Genomic DNA, 25,765 nt, shown 5'->3' with positions numbered 1-25,765 from the left:
GATGAATCAGGAACTTGTCATTCGTATCATGCCATCTGTGCATGGAGAAGGCGTAACTTCCCCTGTTCAGTGGATGGTGAGAGGGCAAGCGTCAGACGATGAGACGACCATCCGGCAGGGCTGTATTACTGATCTTCAGGTCTGGGCTGAACAAGTACAGAACGAGGCGCCGGAGCAGTGGCCAGAACAGGTTACGGTGTTATTGCCCGGTACTTTAGCCGGTCTCCATCGTTTGCCGGTGACATCGGCTCAGAAAAAACACCTGAAGCAGGCACTGCCTTATCTGATTGAAGAAAGCCTGATCGGCAATGTTGAAGAACAACATATTGTCGGCTTGTCGGAAACTGGGCGTGACAGTGTACTAGTCGGACATCTTCCTGTGGCGGCTATGCAGGAATTGATAGATACGCTCGCAGAAAGTGGCATTTCGCCTGTTAGTGTTGTGTCTGAGAACGGCCTTTGGCATACCGATGACCAAACGATCATGTTGCTGTTTGAACAGGGAATGGTGACGATTGCCTCCCATGAAAAGCCGGCGCAGACCGTGGATCGTGAAGCATTGCCTTTTTTGCTTGGTCAGTATCTTCATCATGATTTGATTGATCAGAGCACTGCGGTGCAGGTCGATGACGATAAGGGCACGTCAGAGCCTGAGAATATGATCACTACGATTAAAGTACTTTCCGAACGCAGTGAGAGTGAAACGGATATTGCCCAGATGACTGCTTTGGCAGGGGAGGGGGGCAAGATAGAGTATCAGGGTATCAATGGCGGCAGTGTGTTATCGGCTCTCGCGTCATTGTTGTCTGAGCAGCGCAGAGCAAGAGCGCTGGTGGAATTCCGCAGTGGTGCTTTTAAGTGTCCCAGAAAGGCGGGCAAGCGTTGGCGCCAGTGGCGTCCGGTTGCCTGGGTAGCTGGGGTCTGGGTTGCACTAGAATTTGTCTTCTATCTAGGACAAGGGTTCTGGTTTCAGCATCAGGCGGCTCATTATTATGATCAAAATTATGCGCTTTATAAGGAAATTAATTCGGGTGACCGCTCGGTGGTGGATGTCAGGAACCGCTTTAACAGTCTGCTAAAGCGGGCTGGCACGGCAAAAACAGATAATGGTTTCCTGCAGGTGTTAAACACCCTGTCCAGGGTCAGTGCTCAGGCTGGGGCAAAGGGCGTCGAGCCAAAAAGCCTGGATTTCAATGAGAGTGGTGACGGGGTTACGCTGAATGTTGCGGCGGCGAGTTTTGAAGCGGTCAACCGTTACCTGGAGGCTCTTCGTGACGCGGGGTTAAAGGCGACAATGGAAACTGCGAACCAGGAAGGAAATACGGTGGTTGCCCGTCTTAGTATGAGGTCGTCATAGGGAAATGTTGAGATTGATAAGTTTAATGGGTTCACTGGTAAGGATTAAACGTCATCATGGGTAAATTGGTCGATGCTTTAGCACCTTATCTGGACCGTGCGCGGGATTATTATGCGCAATTGTCCAGCCGTGATCAGCGGGCGCTGCTGGTATTGTCGATATTTTTTGCAGTGATGCTGGTGTATTTTGCGGTATGGCATCCCATCGCGAGCTGGTCGGCCAAGCAGCGGGCGGATTATGTCTATGAAAAAGAAACCCATGCGCTGATGGTGGCTAACCAGGGCAAGGCGAGATCCGTAGTGACAGCGTCTTCGCAGTCTGCCCCAACGAAAGATGCTGCGTCGGTGATTGCTTCTTCCGGTAAGCGTTCAGGCTTGACCCTGACCCGCGTGCAGCCCGCGCGACAGGGGGTGTCAGTATGGATTGATGAAGTACCCTACCAGAAGCTGTTGGGGTGGCTGATTTATTTGAACGAAAAAGAACACCTGCAGATTCGCCAGATTCGTATCGATCGTACCGAGCAGGATGGCGTAGTCAAAGTCTTTATGCGGTTGTCCTATTAGCCTGAATATTATGAGGTTGTCGTCTTTTTCTGGATTGGGGCATTGACCTGTACCGGTAAATCTGTAGAATGCGCTTCCCGTAGCCACTTGCAGACGTCAGTGACAACCTTCTCCGCGAAGGTGGCGTTTGAAAGCGTGTTGGGTGATTAGCTCAGCTGGGAGAGCATCTGCCTTACAAGCAGAGGGTCGGCGGTTCGATCCCGTCATCACCCACCAAAACAAGTGCTGCACAAAAGCGGACCGGTAGTTCAGTTGGTTAGAATGCCGGCCTGTCACGCCGGAGGTCGCGGGTTCGAGCCCCGTCCGGTCCGCCAGATAAGAAAGCCTGTAATCAATGATTGCAGGCTTTTTTGTTGTCTTTATTACATGTTTGTCGTGTATCCCTTTCTCGCTGCCATTCTGATATTCTTGCCCCCTTTACCCTACAGCGGAGCAGTTGAATGTCTGATTACGAAACCCACGAACAGCAGGCCAGTTACGGTATTGGTCGTCAGATGGGTGACCAGCTGGCCAGCCAGAGCTTTGAAGGGCTGTCTATTGAAGCCGTTCAGCAGGGTCTTGCGGATGCGCTGCGTGGGGAAGGCTGGGCTGTTGAGCCTGCGCTGGTAAAGGAAGCGTTTTCCGTGATCAGTCAGAAAATGCAGGCTGAACATGAAGAGAAAGCCAAGGTATTAATGGCTGAAGGCGAAGCCTATCTGGCAGAAAACGCCAAGCGCGATACCGTTAAAGTGACTGAATCAGGTCTGCAGTATGAAATTCTTGTAGAAGGTGAGGGTCAGCAGGCTTCACGTGACAATACTGTACGTGTTCATTACCACGGCATGCTGGTGGATGGCACCGTCTTTGACAGTTCTGTTTCCCGTGGTGAGCCGGCAGAGTTTCCGGTGACTGGGGTGATTGCCGGCTGGATTGAAGCGCTGCAGATGATGCGTGTCGGTGATAAGTACAAGTTGCACATTCCCCATAATCTGGCGTATGGAGAGCGTGGTGCGGGTGGTGCTATCCCTCCGTATGCTGCCCTTGTGTTTGATGTTGAACTGCTCGATATCGTTGCCTGATAGCGAACCCCTCCTATCGATTCCGGCGGCCAACCTGATGTTGGCGCCGGAATTCTCCCGGCGTTAGGCCACTCCAGCGTTTAAATGCACGCTGGAAGGCTTCCGTTGATGAAAAACCTGTCATGAAGGCAATTTCAGACAGGGCATAATCTGACTCTTTCAGCCAGGCGCTGGCCAATGATTCACGGGTTTCATCCAGAAGTTGCTTAAAACTGGTCGCTTCTTCCTGCAATTTGCGCCGCAAGGTCCATGCCGGCAGGTGCAGTTTTTCCGCGACATCATCCAGTCCCGGTGTGGTGTCCGGAAGCAATGAGGCGATGATCTGGGCCGTTTTGCTCCGATAGCTATTCCACTCTGCCAGATTATGAAGGCGTTGTTCGCACTGGGTGAGAAAGGCCGTATGATCGGCCGGGTTAGCAAACAGGCAGGGCGTTGAAGGTGTCTTTGATCCCAGTATCAGTTGATTGTGTGGTTGGCCAAAGAGTACCGGTAGGTTAAAGGCTTCAACATAGGCTGCTACGTAATGGGGCGCTGGAAATTCAAAATGGACTTCCCTTACAAGATTGTCGGCGCCGGTTAGTAATGCACATAACTGGTACCAGCCACTCAGTACGCTATCAACGACAAACCGGTTGTATTCGTTATAAGGGGCTATGGAGTAAAACCGGAGAATACCTGCGTCTGAGGTTTCCTGATAACGGGACTGTCCGCGGATATTTCGACCGTATAAGGGCTCGAGCCTTACCAGTAATGACAGGGCGTCTCCCAATGTATCTGCGGTCATGGCGGTATAACCGCATAATCCCAGCCCGTGCAGGCGGCTGTGTTCACCGGCTTTCAGACCCAGTGCGGGGTTGCCTGTTAATTCGATCAGTGCGTGACCGAGTCGCATGAACCGGCCAATGGAGATCCAGTGGCGTTGGTTGTCGAGTTGCTCCGGTGTAATGCTGAACCGTTCAAGCACCGGTGACGGATCGTATCCACTGCTGCGAACTGCGTTCAGCAGGGGCAGGGTAAAATTCAGCGACAGCTCACCCAGCTTCATTGTCTAACGTGCATCCACGGTCAGTGATTTGTTGTTTTCGGTCATTGTCTCGATATGCCCTTACGATTACTGTCGTCTGGACAATAACCTGAATTCTAAACCGTGAATAACGGCGGACAAACCCTCGTGAGCATAACGGGCACATTGAATATCATCAATGCGGCTTGATCACGAACAACAACAGATAATGCCGCCTGCTGATGAGTGAGGAGAATCGTATGTCAGGACACGACCAATACCCGCACCTGCTGGAGCCGCTTGACCTGGGTTTCACAACGTTGCGTAACCGGACTCTGATGGGATCCATGCATACCGGGCTTGAAGAGCGCCCGAAAGGCTTTGAACGCCTTGCTGCGTTCTACGCGGAGCGTGCCCGTGGCGGGGTTGGCCTCATTGTCACCGGCGGTATTGGGCCGAATGCCGAAGGCGCCGTGGCGATGGGCGCTGCCAAGCTGAATACGGAAGCAGAAGCCGAAGAGCACCGGATTGTGACGGAGGCTGTCCATAAGGAAGGCGGCAAGATCTGTATGCAGATTCTTCATGCCGGTCGTTACGCCTATAGCCCTAAAAGTGTTGCCCCTTCTGCAGTGCAGGCTCCCATTAACCCCTTCAAACCCCATGAATTGACGGAAGAGGAAATCGAAGGTCAGATCCAGGATTTCATCAATTGCGCTGCACTGGCGCAGAAGGCTGGCTATGACGGCGTTGAGATCATGGGGTCTGAAGGGTATTTCATTAACCAGTTCATTGCCGAGCGGGTCAACAAACGGACCGATCGCTGGGGTGGCAGTTATGAAAACCGAATCCGGCTGCCGCTCGAAATCATTCGTCGTGTGCGTGAGCGGGTAGGGACAGATTTCATTATCATTTATCGCCTTTCAATGCTGGATCTGGTCGAAGGTGGTAGTGTCTGGGATGAAATTGTCACGTTGGCGAAAAAAGTGGAAGAAGCCGGCGCCACCCTGATCAATACCGGGATTGGCTGGCATGAAGCCCGTATTCCGACCATTGCCACCATGGTGCCTCGCGCGGCGTTTACGGATGTGACCGCGAAACTGAAAGGGGAAGTGGGTATTCCGCTGGTTACGACCAACCGTATCAATACCCCCGAGGTGGCGGAAGAGGTTCTTGCGAATGGTCAGGCGGACATGGTCTCCATGGCACGCCCCTTCCTAGCGGATGGTGAATTCGTTATCAAGGCTGAGCAGGGTCGTGCAGATGAAATCAACACCTGCATCGGCTGTAACCAGGCCTGTCTGGATCATACGTTCCAGGCCAAACTGACGAGCTGCCTGGTCAATCCCCGTGCCTGTCATGAGACCGAGTTGAATTACATTCCGTTGAAGCAGGAAGAAACCCGTAAAAAGATTGCTGTTGTGGGTGCCGGTCCAGCGGGTCTGGCCTTTGCGACAGTCGCGGCTGAGCGCGGGCATGCGGTGACCCTGTTTGATCAGGCCAATGACATTGGTGGTCAGTTCAATGTGGCCAAGCTGATTCCGGGCAAGGAAGAGTTCTATGAAACCTTGCGCTACTTCCGTCGCCGCATTGAGTTAACCGGTGTTGATCTGCAGCTGGGTCAGAAGGTGACGGCGGGTGATCTGCTGGGTATTGGTTTTGACGAAGTGGTGCTGGCAACCGGCATTGTACCAAGAAAGCCGGCTATTGATGGCATCGAGCATGAGAAAGTGCTGGGCTATCTGGATGTGCTGAAGTATGGCAAACCAGTGGGTAAGACAGTCGCGGTGATAGGAGCCGGCGGTATCGGTTTTGATGTGGCGGAATTCATCACTCACGAAGGTCAATCCAGCAGCTTGAGCAAAGAAGCCTTCTTCAATGAGTGGGGGATTGACAAGGATTTCAATGTTCGCGGTGGTGTTGAAGGTATGTCGCAGCAATTGCCGCAGTCTCCCCGGGAGGTGTTCCTGCTGCAACGTAAGAAGAGCAAGGTAGGGCAGAATCTGGGTAAGACCACTGGCTGGATTCACAGGGCAACCCTTAAGCACAAGAATGTTGTGATGCTCAATAAAGTGGAATACCAGAAAGTGGACGATGAAGGATTACATATCCTGCAGGATGGTGAAGCCAAGGTGTTGCCGGTGGACACGGTGATTGTCTGCGCCGGTCAGGAACCCCTGCGAGAACTGCAGGCTGGGATTGAAGCAGCCGGTGTCAACGTCCACCTGATCGGTGGTGCCGATGAGGCCGGTGAGCTGGATGCCAAGCGTGCGATTGACCAGGGCTCTCGTCTCGCTGCTGTCATCTGATCTTTTTGGTTATTGCAAGGTGTTGCCGCTGTATATCTTCTACAGCGGCATTTTTGTTTTTGAATTTGGTATGATTATACGTTTCCGTTATGTGAGCCAAAACGTATGCTTCATTAGGGAAAATACTGGAAAAATACAACGATTGCCTAGAAAAGGCGCCAGAGTTGTATTTCATTTGGACTTTAGTTTCTGATCTTGCGCTCACGAACTCAGCCTTCCGGATAGTTTGCATGGCTTCGCCTTCTGGTCTGATTCCCGGGTTAATAGAACCTGTTCCATTACAAAAGCTTGTGATTCAAAAAGGACCATTGGCATCTATCCATTTGGATGTGCTGCGTCTGGATCTTGTGCATCCATTGGTCAGTGGCAACAAGTGGTACAAGCTCAAATATAATCTGGATGACTGCCACAAGCGTGGGTTTCAAACAGTGATCAGCTTTGGTGGCGCCTGGTCAAACCACCTGCATGCGTTGGCAGCTGCTTGTCAGGTTGTTGGGGTTGAGTCCGTTGGCGTTATTCGTGGTCAGAAACCTGATGTACTCTCGCCATCGTTGAAAGATATGCAGGCAATGGGAATGCGCCTGCACTTTGTGACACGTGAGGCTTATCGCCGACGCTATGACACTGAGTTTCATGGTGAGCTGATTGTCGCTCTGGGGTGTGACTCTGCAGTAACCCGTATTATTCCTGAAGGTGGCAGTAATGCTTCTGCTATGCAGGGATGTGCAGAAATCCTGTCTCTGCATAGTATTCAGCCGGTCGATTACGATCGCATTGCTACAGCCTGCGGAACAGGGGCAACACTGGCTGGCTTGATTCTGGGGGCGGAAGGAAAGGGGCGATTTCTTGGCGTGCCGGTTTTGAAAGGGGGCGATTTTCTTGTTCAGGATATTCGCAAGCGGTTGATGGATTTCGGTTGTGATTATCAAAACTGGCAACTCAGGACGGAGTTTCATTGCGGCGGCTATGCGCGCCAGACTGATGAACTGCAGCAGTTTATACGTCGATTTTATGAAGATACCGGTGTGCCTCTGGATCGGGTTTATACCGGCAAGCTCTTTTTTGCATTGGAACAGTTAGTTGAAAACGGCGATATTCTGCCTGACAGTCGAATCCTGGCGATACACACGGGTGGTTTGCAGGGAAATCGTTTACTGGTTGAATCGTAAGTGAGCCTGATCTTCCCAGTCATCCGGTACCAGGAAGAAACGGGATATTTCCCGGTACTCATCATCCTTTACGGTCAATCCGGCCAGCATGACAGGGCCCCGGTATTGCTCGAATAATGACGCGGCATTCATACGTAGCCAGTCGACGGTATGCACATGGGTAGTGTTGACTTGTGACGTATGGCCATTCAGAGGAGGTGTAATCCACTGATGCTTGTTTAAGTGGCTAACTGCGTTGATCTGCTTGCTGTTGGCATAGTGATCCAGTGCGCTGGTTGTGAGCCAGTCGCCACGTAGATGGTTGTCAGATAACAGGTCAGGTGCCGTTATTGAGTTTTCAAAGGGATAAAACAGGCAACCCTGTAAGAGGGTTTCGCTGATAATTGCAGTGATACCAAGGGCTTCCAGAGAGTGACGGCCTTCTATGGTTTGGCTTAACACAGACTGGTGATGGAGCAACCGTTCAACCTTATGGTCGAAGCGATCCTCAAGACCAGGCCCAAACCAGCCGGCAAGTGAATCTGTGCCGGGCAGTCCCAGGTAGAATTTGACCGCCATTTCCCGATGCACATAGGTTTTTCGGGTGCCACAGTAATAAATCAGATCAAATTCGCCCACGGTACGTTTCCCTGACTGAACCTGACGATTGCTGCTGATAACCCGGGTATCCGGTAAATGCCGGAAGATAGCCTGCCAGAGCGTCTCGTAATAGACGCCGAGAAGATGGTGTCTTTTTTCCTGTAAGTCACCCAACAGTGCGTCAAGGTTGCTTTTCAGGTCACCCATTGCGGGTCGAACGGACGGCGGCAAGGCAGACGCCAGTAAGGCGGGATGCTGCTGGTGATCCAGCAGAACCGGGCATTCCAGCAGCCACTGGGTCGATGCCTGTAGCGTTTCTGTAGAAAAATTGACGCTCATGGCTCAGTCTTCCTGAGAAACCCTGTGACGGTCAGGGCCGTGGACGTTTATAATGGACAGTAACATCTATTTCTCATAACCAATGGTTTTATGGAACAGTTCAAGAACATTGGGATCATCGGTCGTCTGGGCAGTGTCCAGGTTGTGGAGACGCTCAAGCGGCTGAAACAGTTTCTGTTGTCCCGTCACCTGCACGTTATTCTGGAAGAGCCATTGGCGCAACTGTTGCCCGGTCACGGGTTGCAGGTCTGTAACCGGAAGATGATGGGGGAAATCTGCGATCTTGTGATCGTCGTCGGTGGTGATGGTAGTATGCTCGGCGCCGCCCGGGCGCTGGCGCGGCATAATGTGCCGGTGCTGGGGGTAAACCGTGGCAGCCTGGGATTTCTCACCGATATTCAGCCTGACAACCTGGAAGAGCAGGTTGGCGAAGTGCTTGAAGGCAAATATATCGTCGAAAGCCGTTTCCTGCTGGAAATGACGATCAAACGGGAAGGTGAGGTCATCGGACGTGCTGGCGCCCTGAACGAAGTGGTACTCCACCCGGGTAAGGCGACCCGGATGATTGAATTTGAACTCTTTATTGAAGGTCAGTTCGTTTACAGCCAGCGCTCTGACGGTTTGATCGTGGCTACACCGACCGGTTCTACGGCCTATGCACTGTCCGGTGGCGGGCCGATCATGCATCCTCGACTGGACGCCTTGGTGCTGGTGCCGATGTTTCCCCATACCCTGAGCAGTCGCCCGATCGTCATTGACGGTAACAGCGAGCTGAAAATCGTCATCGGCCGCAATAACCCGACCTATCCGCAGCTCAGTTGCGATGGTCAGGTGCATATCACGGCAGCCCCGGGTGATACCGTGACTGTCCATAAAAAACCGTACAAACTGCGTCTCATCCATCCCCTCAATCATAACTACTACGAAGTGTGCCGCACCAAGCTTGGGTGGGGTAATCGTCTGGATAGCTAAGCACCCCGCGTGGTCTAACGTTGTTCAGGCACTGGTTTCCTGGATTGGAGTACGTCATGGAATATGCAGACAGTGTGTGTCATCAGGGTTATGACCTGATTGGCGATGTCCACGGCTGCAACAACACCCTGTGTCGGCTGCTGGCCGAGCTGGGTTACAGACAGGTGGATGGTATCTGGCGCCATCCGGACCGGCAGGCGGTGTTTGTCGGCGATATTGTCGACCGTGGACCCCGGATTCGGGAAGCCCTGCGAACTGTGCGGGATATGGTAGAAGCGGGCGCCGCACAGCTGGTCATGGGAAACCATGAGTATAATCTGCTGGCCTTTTTAACGCCCGGTGCCGAGGGTTCCGGGCTGGAATACCTGCGTTCCCATACGGAACGTAACTGTCGTCTGGTCAGGGAAACCCTGGAGCAGTTTGCCGGCCATGCCGATGAGCTGGCGGATCATGCTCGGTGGCTGATGTCCTTGCCGCTATTTCTCGAATTTCGCCGTTTCCGTGTGGTGCATGCTTGCTGGGACCCCCGCCTGATTGGCGAGTTCCGCCGTCGCTACCAGCGCAACACTATCGACAGTGAGTTCCTGCAGGAATCTGCGGTCTACGGCAGCTTTGCCAACCGGACGGTGGACCATCTGCTGAGGGGCATAGATCTGCCCTTGCCGGATGGTATGACCATGACCAGCAAGGACGGTCTCGTGCGCCGGTTTTTCCGGGCTGCCTTCTGGCAACAATACCCGGATACCCTGAACGATGTGGTGTTTCAGCCCGATCCGCTGCCGCCGGAGCTGGCGGGCCGCAAGCTGTCGCCGGATGATCTGGAGCGTATACCCTACTATGATCCGGACCAGCCCCCGCTGTTCTTTGGCCACTACTGGCGTTCCGGTACGCCGGCGCTGATCCGACCCAATATTGCTTGCCTGGATTACAGTGCCGTCAAATATGGCAAGCTGGTCGCCTACCGGATGAGTAATGAGCGATGGCTCAAACACAGCCATTTTGTCTGGGTGGATGTCGACCCGGACGAGCCCTTCACGGCTTCGGCTGCTTTTTAATGATGCGATACTTTTTCGTGATGCGATAAATCGGCGAGACAATCATGCAACGTGTACTTGAACTGTCTATGGAGATAGACCTGTTACCTTTTTCCGCTTTTCTCTGGCGGGAGGGGATTGCCCACCGGATCACCGAGGAAGGGGGGCGTCAGGTGCTGTGGCTGGAGAATCCGGCCAGTGCGGCGGCGCAGGTGGAGCAATTTTACGCTGACTGGCAGGCAGGCCTGCTACAGCTTGGCGAAGTGAAAATTCAGTGGTGGAAGCGTCATGGCTTGATGAGCGGACCGCTGGCGGACTGGAAGCGCATGCCGGCGACATTGTTGTTTCTGGTGGTATGCCTGGTGGTGGCCTTCATTACCCGGCTGGGCAATGATTATCAGACGGTTGCCTGGTTTTCATTTCTGAATTTTGACATTGCCGGGGAATATATCCGCTTTGTGCCCTTGTCCTACAGCCTGTCCCACGGGGAGTACTGGCGTCTGCTGACACCGATTTTCCTGCATTTTGGCATTCTGCACCTGGCGTTCAACATGCTCTGGTTGCTGGAATTCGGGCGTCGGCTGGAGTTGCATCATGGCAGTCTGTTTATTGCGCTGCTCATTATTGTCACGGGGCTGGTTTCCAATATCGCCCAGTATCAGTTTGGTGGCAGTGTGGCGCTGTTCGGCGGGTTCTCTGGCGTCATTTATGGCCTGATGGGCTTCCTGTGGATTCGGGAAAAAGAACAGCCGGGACTCTATGGCGTACCTTCCGGGATTTACATGTTTATGTTGATCTGGCTGGTGATTGGCTTTACCGGCGTGTTGGGAGCGATCGGTTTTGGTCAGATGGCCAATACGGCGCATGCGGGTGGCCTGTTAAGTGGTGCAGCCTGTGGCTGGTTGTACAACCGCTTTCGGGGCGAAAAACAAAATGTGGTGAAAGGCGCCTGAAGGCTACAGCGATGCTGTGACAGGGGGAATAATGGAATTTGATCAGTTAATCAAAACAATGACGTCCGAAACCGTGGCGAACCTGCGTCGTGCGGTGGAGCTGGGGAAATGGCCCGATGGTCGCAAGCTGACACCGGAGCAGCGTGAATCCAGCCTGCAGGCCGTGATTGCCTGGGAACGGCACCATCTGCCCGAGTGTGAGCGTACCGGTTACATGGCCCAAGCCTGTCGTTCGCATAAAAATGAAACGTCGTCCGAAGAAAGCAAGGACAATGAAACCATTCTGCGGTTCAGGGATGCCTGAGCCCGGGAGAGGGAGTGTAAGTTGACAGAACAGGTAATAACCGGCGCCAAAGTCCTTTCGGGGGTGCTCAGGAAAATGCGTGGTGAGCTGGTGGATGGTGTGGTGCACTACCAGCTTCCTGTGGGGGAGGATTTATTGCCGCTCAATGCTTTGATCGGTGAAAAACTCTCCATTCACTATGCAGGTGCAATCAACTGCGTCCATTGTGGCCGGAAGACCAAAAAAAGCTTTAACCAGGGATTCTGCTATCCCTGTTTCCGCAAGCTGGCCGCCTGTGACAGCTGTATCATGAGTCCCGAAAAGTGCCACTATGATGCGGGCACCTGTCGTGAGCCGGAATGGGGTGAGCGTAACTGCATGACCGATCATGTGGTCTATCTGGCGAATTCATCCGGCATCAAGGTCGGGATTACCCGTCTGAATCAGGTGCCGGTGCGCTGGATTGATCAGGGCGCTGTCGAGGCGCTGCCGATTTTCCGGGTCGCTACCCGTCGATTATCCGGTCTGGTCGAAGACCTGTTCCGCTCAGCCGTGAAGGATCGAACGAACTGGCGTGCGATGGTGAAGGGACAGGTACCTGAACTGGACATTGTCGCTGAGCGAGACGCCTTGTTTGATCGTTTTGATGATGATATCGCTGCATTGCAGCAGGAATACGGGGTCCAGGCTATACAGCCAGTGCTGGATGCAGAGAGTTATCGCTTCAGTTACCCTGTTCAGCAATACCCGGTCAAAGTGACGTCCTTTAACCTGGACAAAACCCCGTTGGTCGAAGGGGTGCTGCAGGGTATCAAGGGACAATACCTCTTACTGGATACCGGCGTGATCAATATCCGGAAATTTACCGCTTACCAGGTGGACGTTTCCGTGGCCAATTGAGACCAGAAGTCTCACGTTTCACAGGGAATGATTGATCTCAGGAACAAGCCGTCTGCTGGCCTGTCTGACAGAGAGAGGCCATGACACAAGGAGCATACGATGAAAGACGCACAACCCGGCGCGATCTATCTCAAGGATTACCAGGAACCCGATTACTGGATCGACAAAACTGATCTGTCGTTTGATCTGGTCGAAAACGAAACACGGGTTACGGCCCGTCTGCAGTTCCGCTTGAATCAGGATCGGCACAACAGCCAGCTGCCACCACTGGTGCTGCATGGCAATGCCGATATGAAGCTGGATCTGGTGAAAGTGGATGGTGTCGAACTGACGCCGGAACAGTACACGTTGACGTCGGAAACACTGACCCTGCCCATAAGCAGTGACCGTTTTGAAACGGAGATTGTCTCGGTGCTGGCGCCACAGGACAACACGTCGATGGAAGGGCTGTACAAGTCTGGCGGCATGTATTGCACCCAGTGTGAAGCAGAAGGATTTCGACGTATTACCTGGTATCTGGACCGGCCTGATGTGATGTCGCTGTTCACAACCCGGATCACTGCGGATAAAGCGAAATATCCGGTGCTCTTGTCCAATGGTAACTGCATTGAACAGGGTGAAACGGAAGATGGCCGCCATTGGAAAGTGTGGGAAGATCCGTTCAAAAAGCCGGCGTATCTTTTTGCGCTGGTGGCTGGCAATCTCGTGTCAGTGGAGGATACCTTCACGACCCAGAGTGGACGTGATGTTACCCTTCAGATCTTTACGGAGTCGCACAATATTACCAAGTGCGACCATGCGATGCGTTCCCTGAAACAATCCATGCGCTGGGATGAGGAAGTCTATGGTCGTGAGTATGACCTCGACATCTTCATGATCGTGGCCGTGGATGATTTCAATATGGGGGCCATGGAAAACAAGGGGTTGAATATTTTCAATTCCTCCTGCGTGCTGGCCCGGGCGGATACCGCAACAGACGCCACCTTCCAGCGCATTGAAGCCATTGTTGCCCATGAATATTTCCATAACTGGTCTGGCAACCGGGTGACCTGTCGGGACTGGTTCCAGCTCAGCCTGAAGGAAGGGTTTACGGTATTCCGTGATTCTGAATTCTCCGCAGACATGAATTCTCGTACCGTGAAACGGATTGAGGATGTCAATCACCTGCGTAGCGCACAGTTTGCTGAAGATGCCGGCCCCATGGCACATCCGGTGCGTCCATCGTCATTTATTGAGATTTCCAACTTCTACACGCTGACGGTGTATGAGAAAGGGGCAGAAATTGTCCGGATGATTCATAACCTGGTCGGTAAGGATGGATTCCGGAAAGGGAGCGACCTCTACTTCGAACGGCATGATGGTCAGGCAGTGACCTGCGAGGATTTTGTCCGCGCCATGGAAGATGCCAATGGTGTCGATCTGTCGCAGTTTATGCGTTGGTACACCCAGGCCGGTACACCGGTGCTTGATGTTGCCGACAGCTATGATGCTGACAATAAGCGTTATGTTCTGGAAATCACCCAGAGCTGTCCGACAACGCCGGGGCAGGAAGAGAAGGAGCCATTCCATATTCCGTTGGGAATAGGCCTGTTATCTCCAGCAGGAGTAAACCTGCCTGTGGGTGATAAGGGTGAAACAACAACGGTGTTGGAAGTGCGTGAAGCCAGCCAGCAGTTTGTTTTCGAGAATATGGCGGAACGACCCTTGCCATCGCTGCTGCGGGGATTCTCTGCACCGGTTCGGCTGAACTACGACTACAGCCGTGAAGATCTGCTGTTCCTGATGCGTCATGATGAAGATGGTTTCAACCGCTGGGACAGCTGTCAGCGGCTGGCGACGGATACCATCCTGGATCTTGTGCGTGATATTCAGGCCGCCAACCCCCTGTCGCTGGATTCACGGTTGATCGAGGCTTGGCGTGAACTGCTGGAAGACGAGACTGCTGATAAGGCTATGGTGGCAGAAATGCTGTCGTTGCCATCTGAGCAGTGGCTGTCTGAACAAATGGCGGTTATTGATGTTTATGCAATCCATGAGGCGCGGGAGTTTGTCCGTGGCGAGTTGGCGAAGAGTCTGAGTGAACCGCTTCAGTCGCTCTATCGTGGGCTGGCCGTCGAAAAGCCGTATAAGCCGGAAGCGGAAGATATCGCCGAACGACAGTTGAAGAATATCTGCCTGGGTTACCTCACAGAACTGGACACACCGGCAATGCTGGTACTGGCGGAAACCCAGTTCAATAATGCCACCAACATGACGGATCAGATGGCGGCGTTGTCCTGTGTCGTGAATGGCGCCCATCAATCGGCACTGGAAAAGGCAGACGCATTGCTGTCGGCTTTCCATGACCAGTGGAAGGGTGATGCCAATGTGATGGATATGTGGCTGTCTGTGCAGGTTTCCGGGGCGCGTATGGGATCGCTGGAGCGGGTCAAAAAGTTGATGGAACATCCTGTCTTTGATTATCGCAACCCGAACAAGCTGCGGTCACTGATTGGTGCTTTCTGTATGCGTAACCTGAAGCGTTTTCATGATCTTTCGGGGGAGGGTTATGCATTCCTGGCGGACAACATTATCCGCCTCGATAAGCAAAATCCGCAGATTGCTGCCCGTATGCTGACACCGCTGACGCGCTGGCGGCGTTACGATGAACAGCGCGTTGGGTTGATGAAAGGCGAGCTGGAGCGCATTCAAGCCAATGAGCTGTCCAAGGATGTCTTTGAGGTCGTCAGTAAATCTCTCGCGTAACCTTTTTGTTACTCGATCATTAAAACTGTTACCCGGCTATTAAAAAGTGTTACCGGGTAACTGTTTCCCTCTCAATAAGCGGAATTGACGAGTGTCTGTCGTCAATTCCGTTTTTTTATTCCTGTCTTAATGGATAGCTTGTCGCGATATTTGATCATTTTTCATTTTCTTACCCTATTGACAATGGGTTTACAGGCTAAAAAGACAGATTGGTATTAATTTTGCTAAAACCGCCCTGAAGATGGCTGTGGGCTGATGCCAGAGCGTTCGAGAGTTGATTTTCTGAACGTTGCCTGTCATTCTCGTGCCCGCCTGCGGGGGAAATGTCAGCAACCGGTAAGGAGCTGGTCAAGCAAAGTGGGCACAGGCAAAGCCTGACAATAATAAAGGGGCTCTGGGGCGCCCCGTCACAATCCACGGAGTTATCACGATAATGAAGAAGAAGCAGAACACACTGCCGACACCGATACGACTCGCGCCGGCCGCTGCCGGTTTCACCCTGGCCAGTATCCTTGCGGTAGCACCTGTTCACGCTATCGAGTTTGATCTGATGGATGGTGAAGTGACCGGGTCTGTTGATACTACGATCTCCTACGGGGCGTTGTGGCGCGTACAGGGTCAGGATCGCAATAATGACGACATCAATGGTAACGACGGTAACCGTAACTTCGATACTGGACTGGTGTCGCAGGTTTACAAGATTACCTCTGACCTTTCCCTGGAATATGAAAACTACGGTGCCTTTGTTCGTGGTACTGCCTATTACGACACTGAGTTCTGGGGTAGCAATAACTACGGTAAGGAAAGCTGGCAGCCTTTCCAGCCCAGTCAGGCAGGTATGAATGGGACTCGTCCTGATAACCGTTTCCTGGATGACGCCAAGAGTATTTCCGGTAAGAATGCCGAGATTTTAGATGCTTATGTTTACGGCAGCTGGGATATCGGTGAAATGCCGCTGGATGTCCGTTTTGGTAAGCAGGTGCTGAGCTGGGGGGAAGGCCTGTTCTACCGTAATGGTATCAATACCACCAACCCGCTCGATGCCGCTAAGTTCCGTCTGCCGGGTTCCGAGCTGAAAGAAGCGCTTGTGCCTGTTGAAACACTGGCAATGAGTCTGGGTCTTACAGATAACCTTTCAATGTCAGCATTCTATCAGTTCAACTATCGCCGGACTGAAATTGATCCTGTAGGTACCTTCTTCTCTGAAACTGATCTCTTTGCTGAAGGTGGGCATACTGCTTATAACGAGTTTGAAGGGACGGATTTAGAAACCGCAATACCTGGTTATCAAACAATAGTGGCTGCTGCAGAAAATGGTATTGGTGGTCTTACTCCAGCTATTCTAAATGGCCTCGGTATTAGTGGTGATGCCGAATTGTATAACGATGGTGCTATATCAAGAGTTGCTAATATTGGAGGTGATATAAATCCAAGTGATGATGGTCAATTCGGTGTTTCATTTAGGTACATAGCAGAAAATCTTAACGATACTGAGTTTGGTTTCTATTTCATTAATTACCATTCAAAAGAGCCAACAATTTACGCTGATCTTAATGATGATTTTGATGGAGTTAATGTGGGTGGATTAACTACACCTGCTGGAGGGGTTTTGCAAGCTTCCGGCTTGGCTACCGTTGAACTCATAAATAACGTAAATGCTAATAGGGAATATGCTGAAGATATTCGTGTCTACGGTGTGAGTTTTAATACCACTGTTGGTGATACATCTTTTTCGGGTGAGATAGCCTACCGTCCAAATATGCCAATTGGCATTGCTACTACCAATGATTTATTAGGTGATTTGGTTTTGCAGGGGGCTGATTTGGCCGATAATAGCGGCACTGTTGGTGATGGTGTAATAACGATTGCAGATCAAACAATCGATAGAAATGGTGCAGTTCATAATTATGAGCGAGTAGAAAGTTGGAATTTGTCTCTTCTGGCCATACATAACTTCGGACCAAGTCTGACTTTTGATTCTCTCTTTGGTGTAGTGGAGGTAGCTTCTGAGCATCTTCGTGGTTCAAGTCTGAGCTATACCGGTGTCCAAGCAACAGGTACTCCTGGCGTCTTAGATGATGAAGATAGGAACTTTGCCGGACGTGGCGATTGTGCTTATGTAAACGGCTGTGACGATAGTGATCAGGTGAGTCGTAATGCCTGGGGTTACAGTGCCGTTCTTGCTGGTACCTGGAACGATGTTTACGCCGGTGTCAACCTGAATCCTTACCTGCGCTGGAGCCAGGATATTGATGGTACTTCACACCGTACCGGTAACTTCCTGGAAGGTCGCAATGCCATGACTGTCGGTGTGGATGCAGTGTATCTCAATAATCTGGAAGTTGGTGTCCAGTACACAGAGTTTACCGGTAATGGCAGCAATTCCATGCGTGACCGGGACAACATTGGCATCAACGTTAAGTACTCCTTCTAATCCTTGATAAAAAAGGTTGCCGGTCGGGTCTGAGGATCCGGCTGGAGCGTACGATAATAAACGACGGATTACAGTATGAAGTCAAAACTCCTCCTGACCGGCCTGGCTACCGCGCTGCTGGTGGCTGGCCAGGCGATGGCCAAGGTCACACCTGACCAGGCGGCGGAACTGGGCAAAAGCCTGACGCCACTGGGTGCGGAAATGGCGGGTAATAAAGCAGGCACCATTCCTGCCTGGAAACCGCTGAAGGATGCGGATATTCCCGCAAGCTACAAGAATCCTGGCCAGCATCAGCCCAATCCTTACCCGGATGACAAGCCGTTGTTTACCATCACGGCTGAGAATCTGGATCAGTACCGCGATAAACTGACACCGGGGCAGATCAAGCTGTTTGAAACGTATCCTGAAACGTTCAAGATGCCGATCTACGAGACCCGTCGTAACGCCCGCTATCCTGAGCGTATTTATGAAAATACCCAAAAAGCGGCCACCAATGCTGAGCTGCTGAAAGGCGGCAATGGTTTCAAGGGCGCTTATGACGCTTATCCCTTCCCGATTCCACAGAATGGCCTGGAAGCGCTCTGGAACCATATCGTGCGCTACCGGGGGGAATACCTGGTGCGTCGGGCCTCCGAAGTGGCCGTCCAGCGCAACGGTGATTACTCCCTGGTGACGTCCCAGCAGGAAGTGTATTTCAACTACAACAACCCCGCCCAAACGGAAACTGAACTGGACAACGTCCTGTTCTACTACCTGTCGTTTGCCAAGGCGCCGGCACGTCTGGCTGGTGGTGCGGTTCTGGTTCACGAAACACTGGACCAGGTGGCAGAGCCCCGCAAGGCCTGGGGTTACAACGCAGGGCAGCGTCGTGTACGTCGTGCACCGAACCTGGCTTACGATACGCCGATCGCTGCTGCTGATGGTCTGCGTACAGCGGATGATACCGATCTCTATAACGGCGCGCCGGATCGTTATGACTGGGAGCTGAAGGGCAAGAAAGAGATCTATATCCCGTATAACAACTTCAACCTGATCAGCCCTGAGCTGAAGTACGACGACGTACTGATGGCCGGTCACGTCAACCCTGAGCATACGCGGTATGAGTTGCACCGTGTCTGGGAAGTGGAAGGCACACTGAAGAAAGGCAGTCGCCATATTTACTCCAAGCGTGTTCTGTATCTTGATGAGGACAGCTGGGGTGCAGCGCTTGTGGACCAGTATGATGGTCGTGGCGAGTTGTGGAGGGTCAGCATCGGTTACCTGATGAACTTCTATGATCTACCCACCACCTGGACGGCACTTGACGTGTTCCATGACCTGCAGGCCCGTCGCTACCATGTGCAGGGGCTGGGTAATGAAGAGAGCCTGTTCCTCGATTTCGCCCAGGCGATTCCGGATGACAAGTACTTCAAGCCATCCGCGCTGAGGCGCAGGGGACGTCGCTGATTCAGTGGCGTAGTACAAAAAAAGCCACTGGAAACAGTGGCTTTTTTGATGCTGTTAATGTGATTTATGGTTTCGGTATGTGCTTATTTTTTCCTGTTTTCTGCGTATAATCAGGCGCGTTCATGATTGTCCTTGACTGTGTGCACTGAATAAAAAGAACTGCCTAACAATAATTTTATGATCTGTTTCCGGGGGATGAGTATGCATGGTCTCTTCACCAGAGGACCTTCGGGGTCCCGGGCTTTACCTGGCAGAGCCCTGAAGGGGATAACCGCAGCAGTTGCTCTGGCATCTTCTCTTCACACTGTGTCTGTTCAAGCGAATCCGATCGCTAGCGTGAATAGTGATCACGCGGTGCTGTCTGAGAAGGCTGCTTCCTCGCTGTTGCTGGATATTACCCGTGCGGGTGATGGTCTGCGGCTGGTTGCCGTCGGCGATCGCGGTCATATCCTGATTTCTGATAATAATGGCTATGACTGGCGTCAGGTCAGTGTTCCCAGTCGGCAAATGCTGACGGCTGTGAGCTTCCCGAGCGCCACCACCGGCTTTGCGGTGGGCCATGACGCCGTGATTCTTAAAAGCACTGATGGTGGCGACAGTTGGGTCAAGGTTTACGATGACCTGGATGCAGAAGTGCCGTTGCTCGACATCATGATGATGGATGAACAAACCGGTTTCGCCGTTGGTGCCTATGGCTACATCGTCCGCACTGAGGATGGGGGTGAAACCTGGGACGACTGGTTCGACATGATTGAGAACGAGGACGAGTTCCACTACAACGCTATTACGCAGATTGGAGACGGAACGTTGTTGCTGGCTGGGGAAGCCGGTCTTCTGTACCGCTCCTTAGATGGCGGTGAAACCTGGGAGTTTCTCGAAAGCCCCTATGAGGGTTCTTTCTTTGGCATTATTCCCAGCAGTGATCCTGGTTCTGCGATTGTGTTTGGCCTTCGTGGTAATGCTTTCCAAACGGTTGATGCAGGTGAAAGCTGGGTCGAGGTGGATACTGGAACGGATCAGACCCTGTTTGGTGCGGTACATATTGACGGGAATGGACAGGTGATTGTCGGCAGTTCCGGCACACTGTTTGAAATGAGTGATCCTGAACCGCAGATTCATACCCGCAGTGATCGGGCAACACTGCTTTCAGCCTCTAAAGCGCCGGACAACAGTCTGGTGGTGGTAGGAGAGACCGGTGTACACCGAATGCCGGTTGGCAAGCCTGCCGTCGCAACCCTTTCAGAGCAATAATAACGGGGTTTCCTGAATGTCCAGTCATCATCTGAATACCGAACCCGTGCTGGAACGCCTGTTTTTTAATAACAGGGTGTTCTTCCTCGCCTTCTTTCTTCTGGCGACCGTTGTCCTCGGCTGGCAGGCCATGCAATACCGCATTGATGCCAGCTTTGAAAAAATGATTCCTCTCAAGCATCCGTTTATCCAAAACTGGATGGAGCGTCGTGATGAGCTGGGTAGCGGTGGTAACTCACTGCGAATCTCCGTTGAGGCCAAAGAGGGCGATATCTTCGACGCGGGCTACATGGAAAGCCTGCGACGTCTGACGGATGACGTCTTTTACCTACCGGGGGTGGATCGAGCGGCACTGAAGTCTCTCTGGACGGCCAATGTACGCTGGCTGGAGGTGACCGAGGACGGTTTTGAAGGCGGTCCGGTGATTCCCCAGACGTATGATGGTTCCCGTCAGAGTCTGGAAGAGTTGCGCGTTAATATACTGCGTTCCGGTCAGGTTGGTAGCCTGGTCGCGAACAATTTCCGCTCCAGCATCATTGAGTTCCCGCTGCTTGAGTTCAACCCGGAAACCGGTGAAAAGCTCGATTACAAGGCGTTGTCCCAAAAGCTTGAGGAGCTGCGAACGAAATATTCCGTGCAGGGGGTCGACCTCCACATCATTGGTTTTGCCAAGATCCTTGGGGATCTGTTCGAAGGTGTGGATGCGATCAAGATCTTCTTCCTGCTGGCCATTGCGATCACCCTGGTATTGCTGTTTGCCTATTCCCGTTGCCTGAAGAGTACGCTGGTTGCGGTGTTCTGTTCTCTGGTTGCGGTGGTCTGGCAGCTGGGGCTGTTAACCGCCATGGGTTTTGGCATTGATCTTTATTCCATACTGGTTCCATTCCTGGTGTTTGCCATCGGTGTGAGTCATGGTGTGCAGATCATCAATAACATTGGTATTGAATCTGCCCATGATGCCACGCCGCTGGATGCAGCCCGTCGCACTTTCCGGACGCTGTATATTCCGGGCATGCTGGCCCTGGTGTCTGATGCGATTGGTTTCCTGACACTGCTGGTCATTGAGATCAGTGTTATCCGCGATCTGGCTATTGCCGCGAGCATTGGTGTTGCGGTCATCATCTTGACCAACCTGGTGTTGCTGCCGGTGCTGATGTCATACATCGGTGTGAGCAGGCGGGCCAGTGATCGGTTGAAGGTAACGGAAAAGAAAGAGGCTATCACCTGGCGGGCCATGTCGTATTTTGCGCATCCGGTGGTGGCACCGTTGTCTGTCGTACTGGCTGTCGCTGGCTTTGGCGCCAGTTATTACTTCAGCCAGGATCTCAAGATTGGTGACCTTGATCCTGGTGCGCCGGAGCTGAGGGCTGATTCTCGCTACAACCTCGATAACAAGTTCATCACCGAAAACTATTCCACCAGTGCGGATACCTTTATCACCATGGTGGAAACCGATACTGAACAATGCTCATCCTATGCGTTTATGGATGCGCTGGATCGCTATATGTGGCATATGAAAAATGTCGATGGCGTTCAGGATGCGGTGTCGATGGTGACCGTGGCCAAGCAGGTTATCAAAGGCTTGAATGAGGGGAATCCCAAGTGGCAGGCGCTGTCGCGTAACCAGTATGTACTGAACAACGCGATCAGCAACCAGACGGCTCAACAGCTCTACAACAAGGACTGTAGTCTGGCGCCGGTATTGATCTTCCTTGAGGATCATAAGGCTGAAACCCTTCAGCGTGTTGTTCAGGCAACGGAAGCGTTTGCCGTAGAGAATAACCAGGATGGCCTGACTTTCCTGATGGCTACCGGAAACGCTGGTGTTGAAGCGGCGACCAATGAGGTCATTGGCTATGCCCAGAATCAGATGCTGGTGTTTGTGTATGGTGTGGTCAGTATCCTGTGTCTGATCACGTTCCGCTCAGTACGGGCGTTGATCTGTATCATTGTCCCGCTGGCACTGACATCGCTGCTATGCCAGGCGCTGATGGCGCAGTTGGGCATTGGTATCAAGGTGGCCACCTTGCCGGTTATTGCGTTGGGTGTCGGTATTGGTGTCGATTACGGTATCTATATTTACACACGTCTTGAAGGATTCCTGCGCCAGGGCATGCCTCTGCAGCAGGCCTACTACATGACGCTGCGGACAACGGGTAAAGCGGTCATCTTTACCGGTATTACCCTGGCCATTGGGGTGGGTACGTGGATCTTCTCCCCGATCAAGTTCCAGGCGGATATGGGGATGCTGCTGACCTTCATGTTTGTATGGAACATGATCGGCGCTATCTGGCTGATGCCTGCGCTGGCCCGCTTTGTTCTGCGCCCTGAGTTGCTGGCGACGAAAGCCCGTGAGGAGGCTGTGCTGAAGTCACAAGTTCCTGCCGGCTAACAACGTCTTCGTTTGTGTTGAAAAAGGGTCAGCGCATTGCTGATCCTTTTTTATTGCATCTAATACCGGTAAAACGCGTAAACTGACGTAAGCTGAAAGTAAATGAATCCACCAAGAGGGTGCAGGGATGACAACCTATCACATTGATGACAAAGAGGGTGTTGTAGAAAATCTCAGAGAGGCGATGGCGCTGGATGCCGGAGAAGATGTTGTCAGAGTTGCAATAGGGTTCCTTGAAGCCATGATGGAATTTGCCGGTGATGGCAATGCCCTGACCATCAGCAATGGTCAGGAAGAAACCGAAGTGCTGCTGCGTCGTGAAACAGCAAATAGTGAGTAAATTGACTGACCTTTAATCCTGTCGTAGCTTTCTTGCAGGGGAAATAGGGGTCGGAAGTTTGAAGACGACCAGGTAGGTTGACAGAATAAAGGTGATAATTGCTGCTGTTTCAATAATCATGGCGGTGTCATGGGAAAGTTTTCCTGCTGATAAGGCGCCGCTCGCTAGTAATAATGAGAATTCACTGCTTTGACCTAACCTGAGACCCATTTCCATTGCATTAGTGGGCGTTGCTTTGCCGATATAGGTCAGCAACACTCTGAATATCAGCGGTTTTCCTATAAGAATAACTGCGGCCAGTAAGATAATAGGCAGAAGCAACTGACCGGTTTCAAAAATATCAAATTGCGCGCCAATAGAAAAAAAGAACAGGATCAGGAAAAATTCTCTAAGCGGCTTCAGGCCTTCGGCAATAAACAGGGATACCGGTGATGTGGCTATGGCAACACCGGCAAAAAAAGCGCCGATTTCGTAGGACAGTCCAATCGCTTTCGCAATTTCGGCTGCGGTAAAACACCAGCCCAGGGAAACCAGGAAAATATATTCTGGAATAGTATCGAATTTCTTGAATAAAGGCAGGGCAATGAAACGGACAATCCACCAGGCTGCGAGTGCAAAAAGGGCTGTTTTGATTGGTAGAAAGCCGGTTTGCCACGACAGTGCGGCTTCATTGTTATAAATCAATAGTATGGCGAGAATTGCCAGTATGTCTTCGAATAAAAGAATACTGATCATGACTTCGCCCGTTCGTTTATGGTGCAATGTGGTGGTTGGAATCAGTTTCAGGCTGATGACGGTACTGGAAAAAGAGAGTGCGACGCCCGAAATAACTGCCTCGGTTGTACTGATACCAAATAACGTGATTAATGCGATTGCCACAATCGCAGTGGTAATAACAACGGCTAATAATGTTACGGCGGCGGTTTGTTGAAGCAGTTGCCATAAATTTCTTGGATGCAGGTGCAGTCCCAGCAAAAACATGAGCAGGATAATACCCATATGGGAGATGGCTTCGATGTGACCGGGGTCGGCAAACAGCTTCAGCCCATCAGGGCCGGCAATCAGTCCCAGGGCGATATAGGCAAGAATGATGGGTTGTCGAAGCCAGACAAACAGGGTGCCTAAGACTGATGCCCCGCCAAAGATAATGGCCATCTCCAGTACAAAATTGCCATAGATACCCTGCACGACAACTCCCGATTACCGCATGACGACATTAAAGATGGTTTCAAGGTAGTCAAAGGAACGAGATGTGTCAGAGAAAAGACTGAAGTATGAAAGAAGGCATTTGCTTGATTTAAATGTATGCTTTTTATGCCAGCCAATTTAATTCTATTTATTAACCATGTATTGTTAACACTAATGACGATAACTGTCTGTGCAAGGAGATGGCAGTGAAGGGACGGTGTATAACAGTGACGTCCGGAAAAGGTGGCGTCGGAAAAACAACCACATCGGCTGCAATCAGTTCTGGATTGGCGTTACGCGGCTTTAAAACCTGTGTCATTGATTTTGATGTCGGGTTAAGAAATCTGGATTTGGTCATGGGGTGTGAACGTCGCGTGGTTTATGACATTGTGAATGTCATGAATGACGGCATTACCCTTAACCAGGCTCTGATTAAAGATAAACATAACAGTAATCTGTTTATTCTTGCCGCCTCTCAGACCCGAGACAAGGATGCCCTGACCGATGAAGGGGTTGCCAGAATCATTGAGGAATTGAAAGAGACATTTGATTACATTGTCTGCGATTCACCTGCGGGCATTGAGCGGGGAGCCATCCATGCGTTGTATCATGCGGATGAGGCGGTTGTGGTCGTCAATCCGGAAGTGTCTTCCGTGCGTGACTCCGATCGTATTCTCGGCCTGTTACAAAGTCGCTCCCGGAGAGCTGTCGAAGGGCTGGAACCGGTAAAAGAGCATTTGCTGATCACCCGCTATGACCCTGTAAGGGCAGCGGAAGGCCAGATGCTTTCCATTGAAGATGTCGTGGATATTCTGGCTTGCCCGCTTCTTGGTGTGGTTCTGGAAAGCCGGGAAGTGCTGGAAGCTTCTAACAAGGGGGTGCCTGTTGTTCATGAGCATGAGTCGCTCGCGGCCATGGCTTATATGGATGCGGTTGATCGGTTGCTGGGAAAAGAGATTCCCTTGCGGCATATCCGTCGAAAAAAACTGTCCTTCTTGGAGAAGGTTTTTTCGCGGGGGGTGAAAGATGCTGTTTGATAAATGGTTTTCCTTCGGAAAGCAGGAGAAAAGCGCCAGTGTCTGCAAAGAACGCTTGCAGATTGTAATTGCCCATGAGCGTCGCCAGCGTGAAGAGTCGCCTGAGCTGGCGCGATTGCGATGCGAAATCATGGAGCTGGTTCGCCGCTTCTATGACATGCCATCCAATGAGGATATTGAAGTTGTCATGGAAAAACAGGAGGAGCAGGATATTCTGGCATTGAATATTCAGATTCCAGCGCGACCATGCAGTTAGAAAACAGGCTTGAATCAGCGTGAGCCGCTATATTATGTTAGGAGTAGCAAGCTATTTAGGGCTTGGTGGGCGACAGTGATTCGGTAAGGACGGCGATTCACTGTCGCGTAGCTCAAAGTGTAACGGAGTGTCGAGTCGTTATGGCGCAGCCGTATCCTCC

At 51.9% G+C, this 25,765-nt stretch carries 21 protein-coding genes and 2 tRNA genes; 20 read left to right on the top strand and 3 right to left on the bottom strand.

Annotation, left to right across the window (positions count from 1 at the left end; translation table 11 throughout):
- Nucleotide 1: 1 nt before the first annotated feature.
- The 5 genes from gspL to bamJ all read left to right on the top strand — a co-directional run bounded on the left by gspL (nt 2) and on the right by bamJ (nt 2,978).
- Nucleotides 2-1,357 (top strand): type II secretion system protein GspL, encoded by a 1,356-nt coding sequence (gspL, locus tag ABD892_RS01215; protein ID WP_345193007.1) that lies wholly within the window; start codon nt 2-4, stop codon nt 1,355-1,357.
- A gap of 56 nt (nt 1,358-1,413) precedes the next feature.
- On the top strand, nt 1,414-1,920 hold the full coding sequence (gene gspM, locus ABD892_RS01210) for a type II secretion system protein GspM (protein WP_345193005.1): 507 nt from the start codon (nt 1,414-1,416) through the stop codon (nt 1,918-1,920).
- A 140-nt stretch (nt 1,921-2,060) separates the two neighbouring features.
- Nucleotides 2,061-2,136: transfer RNA gene (locus ABD892_RS01205), tRNA-Val, on the top strand.
- 21 nt (nt 2,137-2,157) lie between these two features.
- Nucleotides 2,158-2,234, top strand: a tRNA-Asp gene (locus tag ABD892_RS01200).
- 126 nt (nt 2,235-2,360) lie between these two features.
- Complete coding sequence (bamJ, locus tag ABD892_RS01195; RefSeq protein WP_345193003.1) at nt 2,361-2,978, top strand: BamJ family beta-barrel-assembly machinery protein; 618 nt, start codon at nt 2,361-2,363, stop codon at nt 2,976-2,978.
- Between the two features lie 13 nt (nt 2,979-2,991).
- On the opposite strand, the gene ABD892_RS01190 is transcribed toward bamJ, so the two are convergent.
- Nucleotides 2,992-4,023: an AraC family transcriptional regulator gene (locus ABD892_RS01190; RefSeq protein WP_345193001.1), complete on the bottom strand. Its 1,032-nt coding sequence runs from the start codon at nt 4,021-4,023 to the stop codon at nt 2,992-2,994.
- A 218-nt stretch (nt 4,024-4,241) separates the two neighbouring features.
- Here ABD892_RS01190 and ABD892_RS01185 point away from each other — a divergent pair, with 218 nt between their 5' ends.
- Nucleotides 4,242-6,287 (top strand): oxidoreductase, encoded by a 2,046-nt coding sequence (locus ABD892_RS01185; protein WP_345192998.1) that lies wholly within the window; start codon nt 4,242-4,244, stop codon nt 6,285-6,287.
- A 230-nt stretch (nt 6,288-6,517) separates the two neighbouring features.
- Nucleotides 6,518-7,456 (top strand): 1-aminocyclopropane-1-carboxylate deaminase/D-cysteine desulfhydrase, encoded by a 939-nt coding sequence (locus ABD892_RS01180; protein WP_345192996.1) that lies wholly within the window; start codon nt 6,518-6,520, stop codon nt 7,454-7,456.
- Here the strand turns inward: ABD892_RS01180 and ABD892_RS01175 are convergent.
- The gene (locus ABD892_RS01175) at nt 7,439-8,374 is read right to left on the bottom strand and encodes a DUF1853 family protein (RefSeq protein WP_345192992.1); all 936 of its coding nucleotides are present in this window, start codon (nt 8,372-8,374) and stop codon (nt 7,439-7,441) included. The two genes, ABD892_RS01180 and ABD892_RS01175, sit on opposite strands and share 18 nt — an antisense overlap.
- A 90-nt stretch (nt 8,375-8,464) precedes the next feature.
- On the opposite strand from ABD892_RS01175, the gene ABD892_RS01170 reads away from it, so the two are divergent.
- From ABD892_RS01170 to ABD892_RS01120, 11 genes are all read left to right on the top strand, one after another.
- Complete coding sequence (locus ABD892_RS01170) at nt 8,465-9,346, top strand: NAD(+) kinase (RefSeq protein ID WP_211828818.1); 882 nt, start codon at nt 8,465-8,467, stop codon at nt 9,344-9,346.
- A 56-nt stretch (nt 9,347-9,402) separates the two neighbouring features.
- On the top strand, nt 9,403-10,401 hold the full coding sequence (locus tag ABD892_RS01165) for a metallophosphoesterase (RefSeq protein ID WP_345192988.1): 999 nt from the start codon (nt 9,403-9,405) through the stop codon (nt 10,399-10,401).
- 44 nt (nt 10,402-10,445) lie between these two features.
- On the top strand, nt 10,446-11,333 hold the full coding sequence (locus ABD892_RS01160; RefSeq protein WP_345192986.1) for a rhomboid family intramembrane serine protease: 888 nt from the start codon (nt 10,446-10,448) through the stop codon (nt 11,331-11,333).
- A gap of 31 nt (nt 11,334-11,364) precedes the next feature.
- Nucleotides 11,365-11,637, top strand: a complete 273-nt coding sequence (locus ABD892_RS01155) for a YeaC family protein (RefSeq protein ID WP_425559141.1) — start codon at nt 11,365-11,367, stop codon at nt 11,635-11,637.
- Between the two features lie 21 nt (nt 11,638-11,658).
- Nucleotides 11,659-12,516, top strand: coding sequence for a DUF2797 domain-containing protein (locus ABD892_RS01150; RefSeq protein WP_345192984.1), 858 nt, complete (start codon nt 11,659-11,661; stop codon nt 12,514-12,516).
- Nucleotides 12,517-12,615: 99 nt separating this feature from the next.
- The gene (gene pepN / locus ABD892_RS01145) at nt 12,616-15,261 is read left to right on the top strand and encodes an aminopeptidase N (protein ID WP_345192982.1); all 2,646 of its coding nucleotides are present in this window, start codon (nt 12,616-12,618) and stop codon (nt 15,259-15,261) included.
- A gap of 433 nt (nt 15,262-15,694) precedes the next feature.
- Entirely contained in the window at nt 15,695-17,695 is a 2,001-nt protein-coding gene (locus ABD892_RS01140; protein WP_345192980.1) for a DUF1302 domain-containing protein, read from the top strand.
- A 75-nt stretch (nt 17,696-17,770) separates the two neighbouring features.
- Nucleotides 17,771-19,141 carry a DUF1329 domain-containing protein gene (locus ABD892_RS01135; protein ID WP_345192978.1) on the top strand — a complete coding sequence of 457 codons (1,371 nt, stop codon included), beginning with the start codon at nt 17,771-17,773 and terminating at the stop codon, nt 19,139-19,141.
- A 336-nt stretch (nt 19,142-19,477) separates the two neighbouring features.
- Nucleotides 19,478-20,392: a WD40/YVTN/BNR-like repeat-containing protein gene (locus tag ABD892_RS01130; RefSeq protein ID WP_345192975.1), complete on the top strand. Its 915-nt coding sequence runs from the start codon at nt 19,478-19,480 to the stop codon at nt 20,390-20,392.
- Nucleotides 20,393-20,408: 16 nt separating this feature from the next.
- The gene (locus tag ABD892_RS01125; RefSeq protein ID WP_345192973.1) at nt 20,409-22,784 is read left to right on the top strand and encodes an efflux RND transporter permease subunit; all 2,376 of its coding nucleotides are present in this window, start codon (nt 20,409-20,411) and stop codon (nt 22,782-22,784) included.
- Between the two features lie 127 nt (nt 22,785-22,911).
- The gene (locus ABD892_RS01120; RefSeq protein ID WP_345192971.1) at nt 22,912-23,124 is read left to right on the top strand and encodes a hypothetical protein; all 213 of its coding nucleotides are present in this window, start codon (nt 22,912-22,914) and stop codon (nt 23,122-23,124) included.
- 12 nt (nt 23,125-23,136) lie between these two features.
- Here the strand turns inward: ABD892_RS01120 and ABD892_RS01115 are convergent, their stop codons facing one another.
- Nucleotides 23,137-24,279: a cation:proton antiporter domain-containing protein gene (locus ABD892_RS01115; RefSeq protein WP_345192968.1), complete on the bottom strand. Its 1,143-nt coding sequence runs from the start codon at nt 24,277-24,279 to the stop codon at nt 23,137-23,139.
- A gap of 233 nt (nt 24,280-24,512) precedes the next feature.
- On the opposite strand from ABD892_RS01115, the gene minD reads away from it, so the two are divergent.
- Together minD and minE are read left to right on the top strand one after the other, a co-directional pair.
- Nucleotides 24,513-25,349: a septum site-determining protein MinD gene (gene minD / locus ABD892_RS01110; RefSeq protein ID WP_425559140.1), complete on the top strand. Its 837-nt coding sequence runs from the start codon at nt 24,513-24,515 to the stop codon at nt 25,347-25,349.
- Nucleotides 25,339-25,605: a cell division topological specificity factor MinE gene (minE, locus tag ABD892_RS01105; protein ID WP_345192964.1), complete on the top strand. Its 267-nt coding sequence runs from the start codon at nt 25,339-25,341 to the stop codon at nt 25,603-25,605. Before minD ends, minE begins: the two co-directional genes overlap by 11 nt.
- The last annotated feature ends 160 nt before the right edge of the window (nt 25,606-25,765 follow it).

Origin of the sequence: Kistimonas scapharcae (genome assembly GCF_039540975.1) — a bacterium.
GTDB lineage: Bacteria > Pseudomonadota > Gammaproteobacteria > Pseudomonadales > Endozoicomonadaceae > Kistimonas > Kistimonas scapharcae.
This window is presented reverse-complemented; position numbering and strand designations above follow the sequence as displayed.

Excerpts from the sequence above, each read along its gene's own strand:
- ABD892_RS01185 (WP_345192998.1), top strand. The coding sequence starts at position 4,242 with ATGTCAGGACACGACCAATACCCGCACCTGCTGGAGCCGCTTGACCTG.
- gspM (WP_345193005.1), top strand. The coding sequence starts at position 1,414 with ATGGGTAAATTGGTCGATGCTTTAGCACCTTATCTGGACCGTGCGCGG.
- minE (WP_345192964.1), top strand. The coding sequence starts at position 25,339 with ATGCTGTTTGATAAATGGTTTTCCTTCGGAAAGCAGGAGAAAAGCGCC.
- ABD892_RS01155 (WP_425559141.1), top strand. The coding sequence starts at position 11,365 with ATGGAATTTGATCAGTTAATCAAAACAATGACGTCCGAAACCGTGGCG.
- gspL (WP_345193007.1), top strand. The coding sequence starts at position 2 with ATGAATCAGGAACTTGTCATTCGTATCATGCCATCTGTGCATGGAGAA.
- ABD892_RS01180 (WP_345192996.1), top strand. The coding sequence starts at position 6,518 with ATGGCTTCGCCTTCTGGTCTGATTCCCGGGTTAATAGAACCTGTTCCA.
- ABD892_RS01125 (WP_345192973.1), top strand. The coding sequence starts at position 20,409 with ATGTCCAGTCATCATCTGAATACCGAACCCGTGCTGGAACGCCTGTTT.
- ABD892_RS01115 (WP_345192968.1), bottom strand. The coding sequence starts at position 24,279 with ATGGCCATTATCTTTGGCGGGGCATCAGTCTTAGGCACCCTGTTTGTC.
- ABD892_RS01135 (WP_345192978.1), top strand. The coding sequence starts at position 17,771 with ATGAAGTCAAAACTCCTCCTGACCGGCCTGGCTACCGCGCTGCTGGTG.
- ABD892_RS01120 (WP_345192971.1), top strand. The coding sequence starts at position 22,912 with ATGACAACCTATCACATTGATGACAAAGAGGGTGTTGTAGAAAATCTC.
- bamJ (WP_345193003.1), top strand. The coding sequence starts at position 2,361 with ATGTCTGATTACGAAACCCACGAACAGCAGGCCAGTTACGGTATTGGT.
- ABD892_RS01160 (WP_345192986.1), top strand. The coding sequence starts at position 10,446 with ATGCAACGTGTACTTGAACTGTCTATGGAGATAGACCTGTTACCTTTT.
- pepN (WP_345192982.1), top strand. The coding sequence starts at position 12,616 with ATGAAAGACGCACAACCCGGCGCGATCTATCTCAAGGATTACCAGGAA.
- ABD892_RS01140 (WP_345192980.1), top strand. The coding sequence starts at position 15,695 with ATGAAGAAGAAGCAGAACACACTGCCGACACCGATACGACTCGCGCCG.
- ABD892_RS01165 (WP_345192988.1), top strand. The coding sequence starts at position 9,403 with ATGGAATATGCAGACAGTGTGTGTCATCAGGGTTATGACCTGATTGGC.
- ABD892_RS01175 (WP_345192992.1), bottom strand. The coding sequence starts at position 8,374 with ATGAGCGTCAATTTTTCTACAGAAACGCTACAGGCATCGACCCAGTGG.
- ABD892_RS01190 (WP_345193001.1), bottom strand. The coding sequence starts at position 4,023 with ATGAAGCTGGGTGAGCTGTCGCTGAATTTTACCCTGCCCCTGCTGAAC.
- minD (WP_425559140.1), top strand. The coding sequence starts at position 24,513 with ATGGCAGTGAAGGGACGGTGTATAACAGTGACGTCCGGAAAAGGTGGC.
- ABD892_RS01170 (WP_211828818.1), top strand. The coding sequence starts at position 8,465 with ATGGAACAGTTCAAGAACATTGGGATCATCGGTCGTCTGGGCAGTGTC.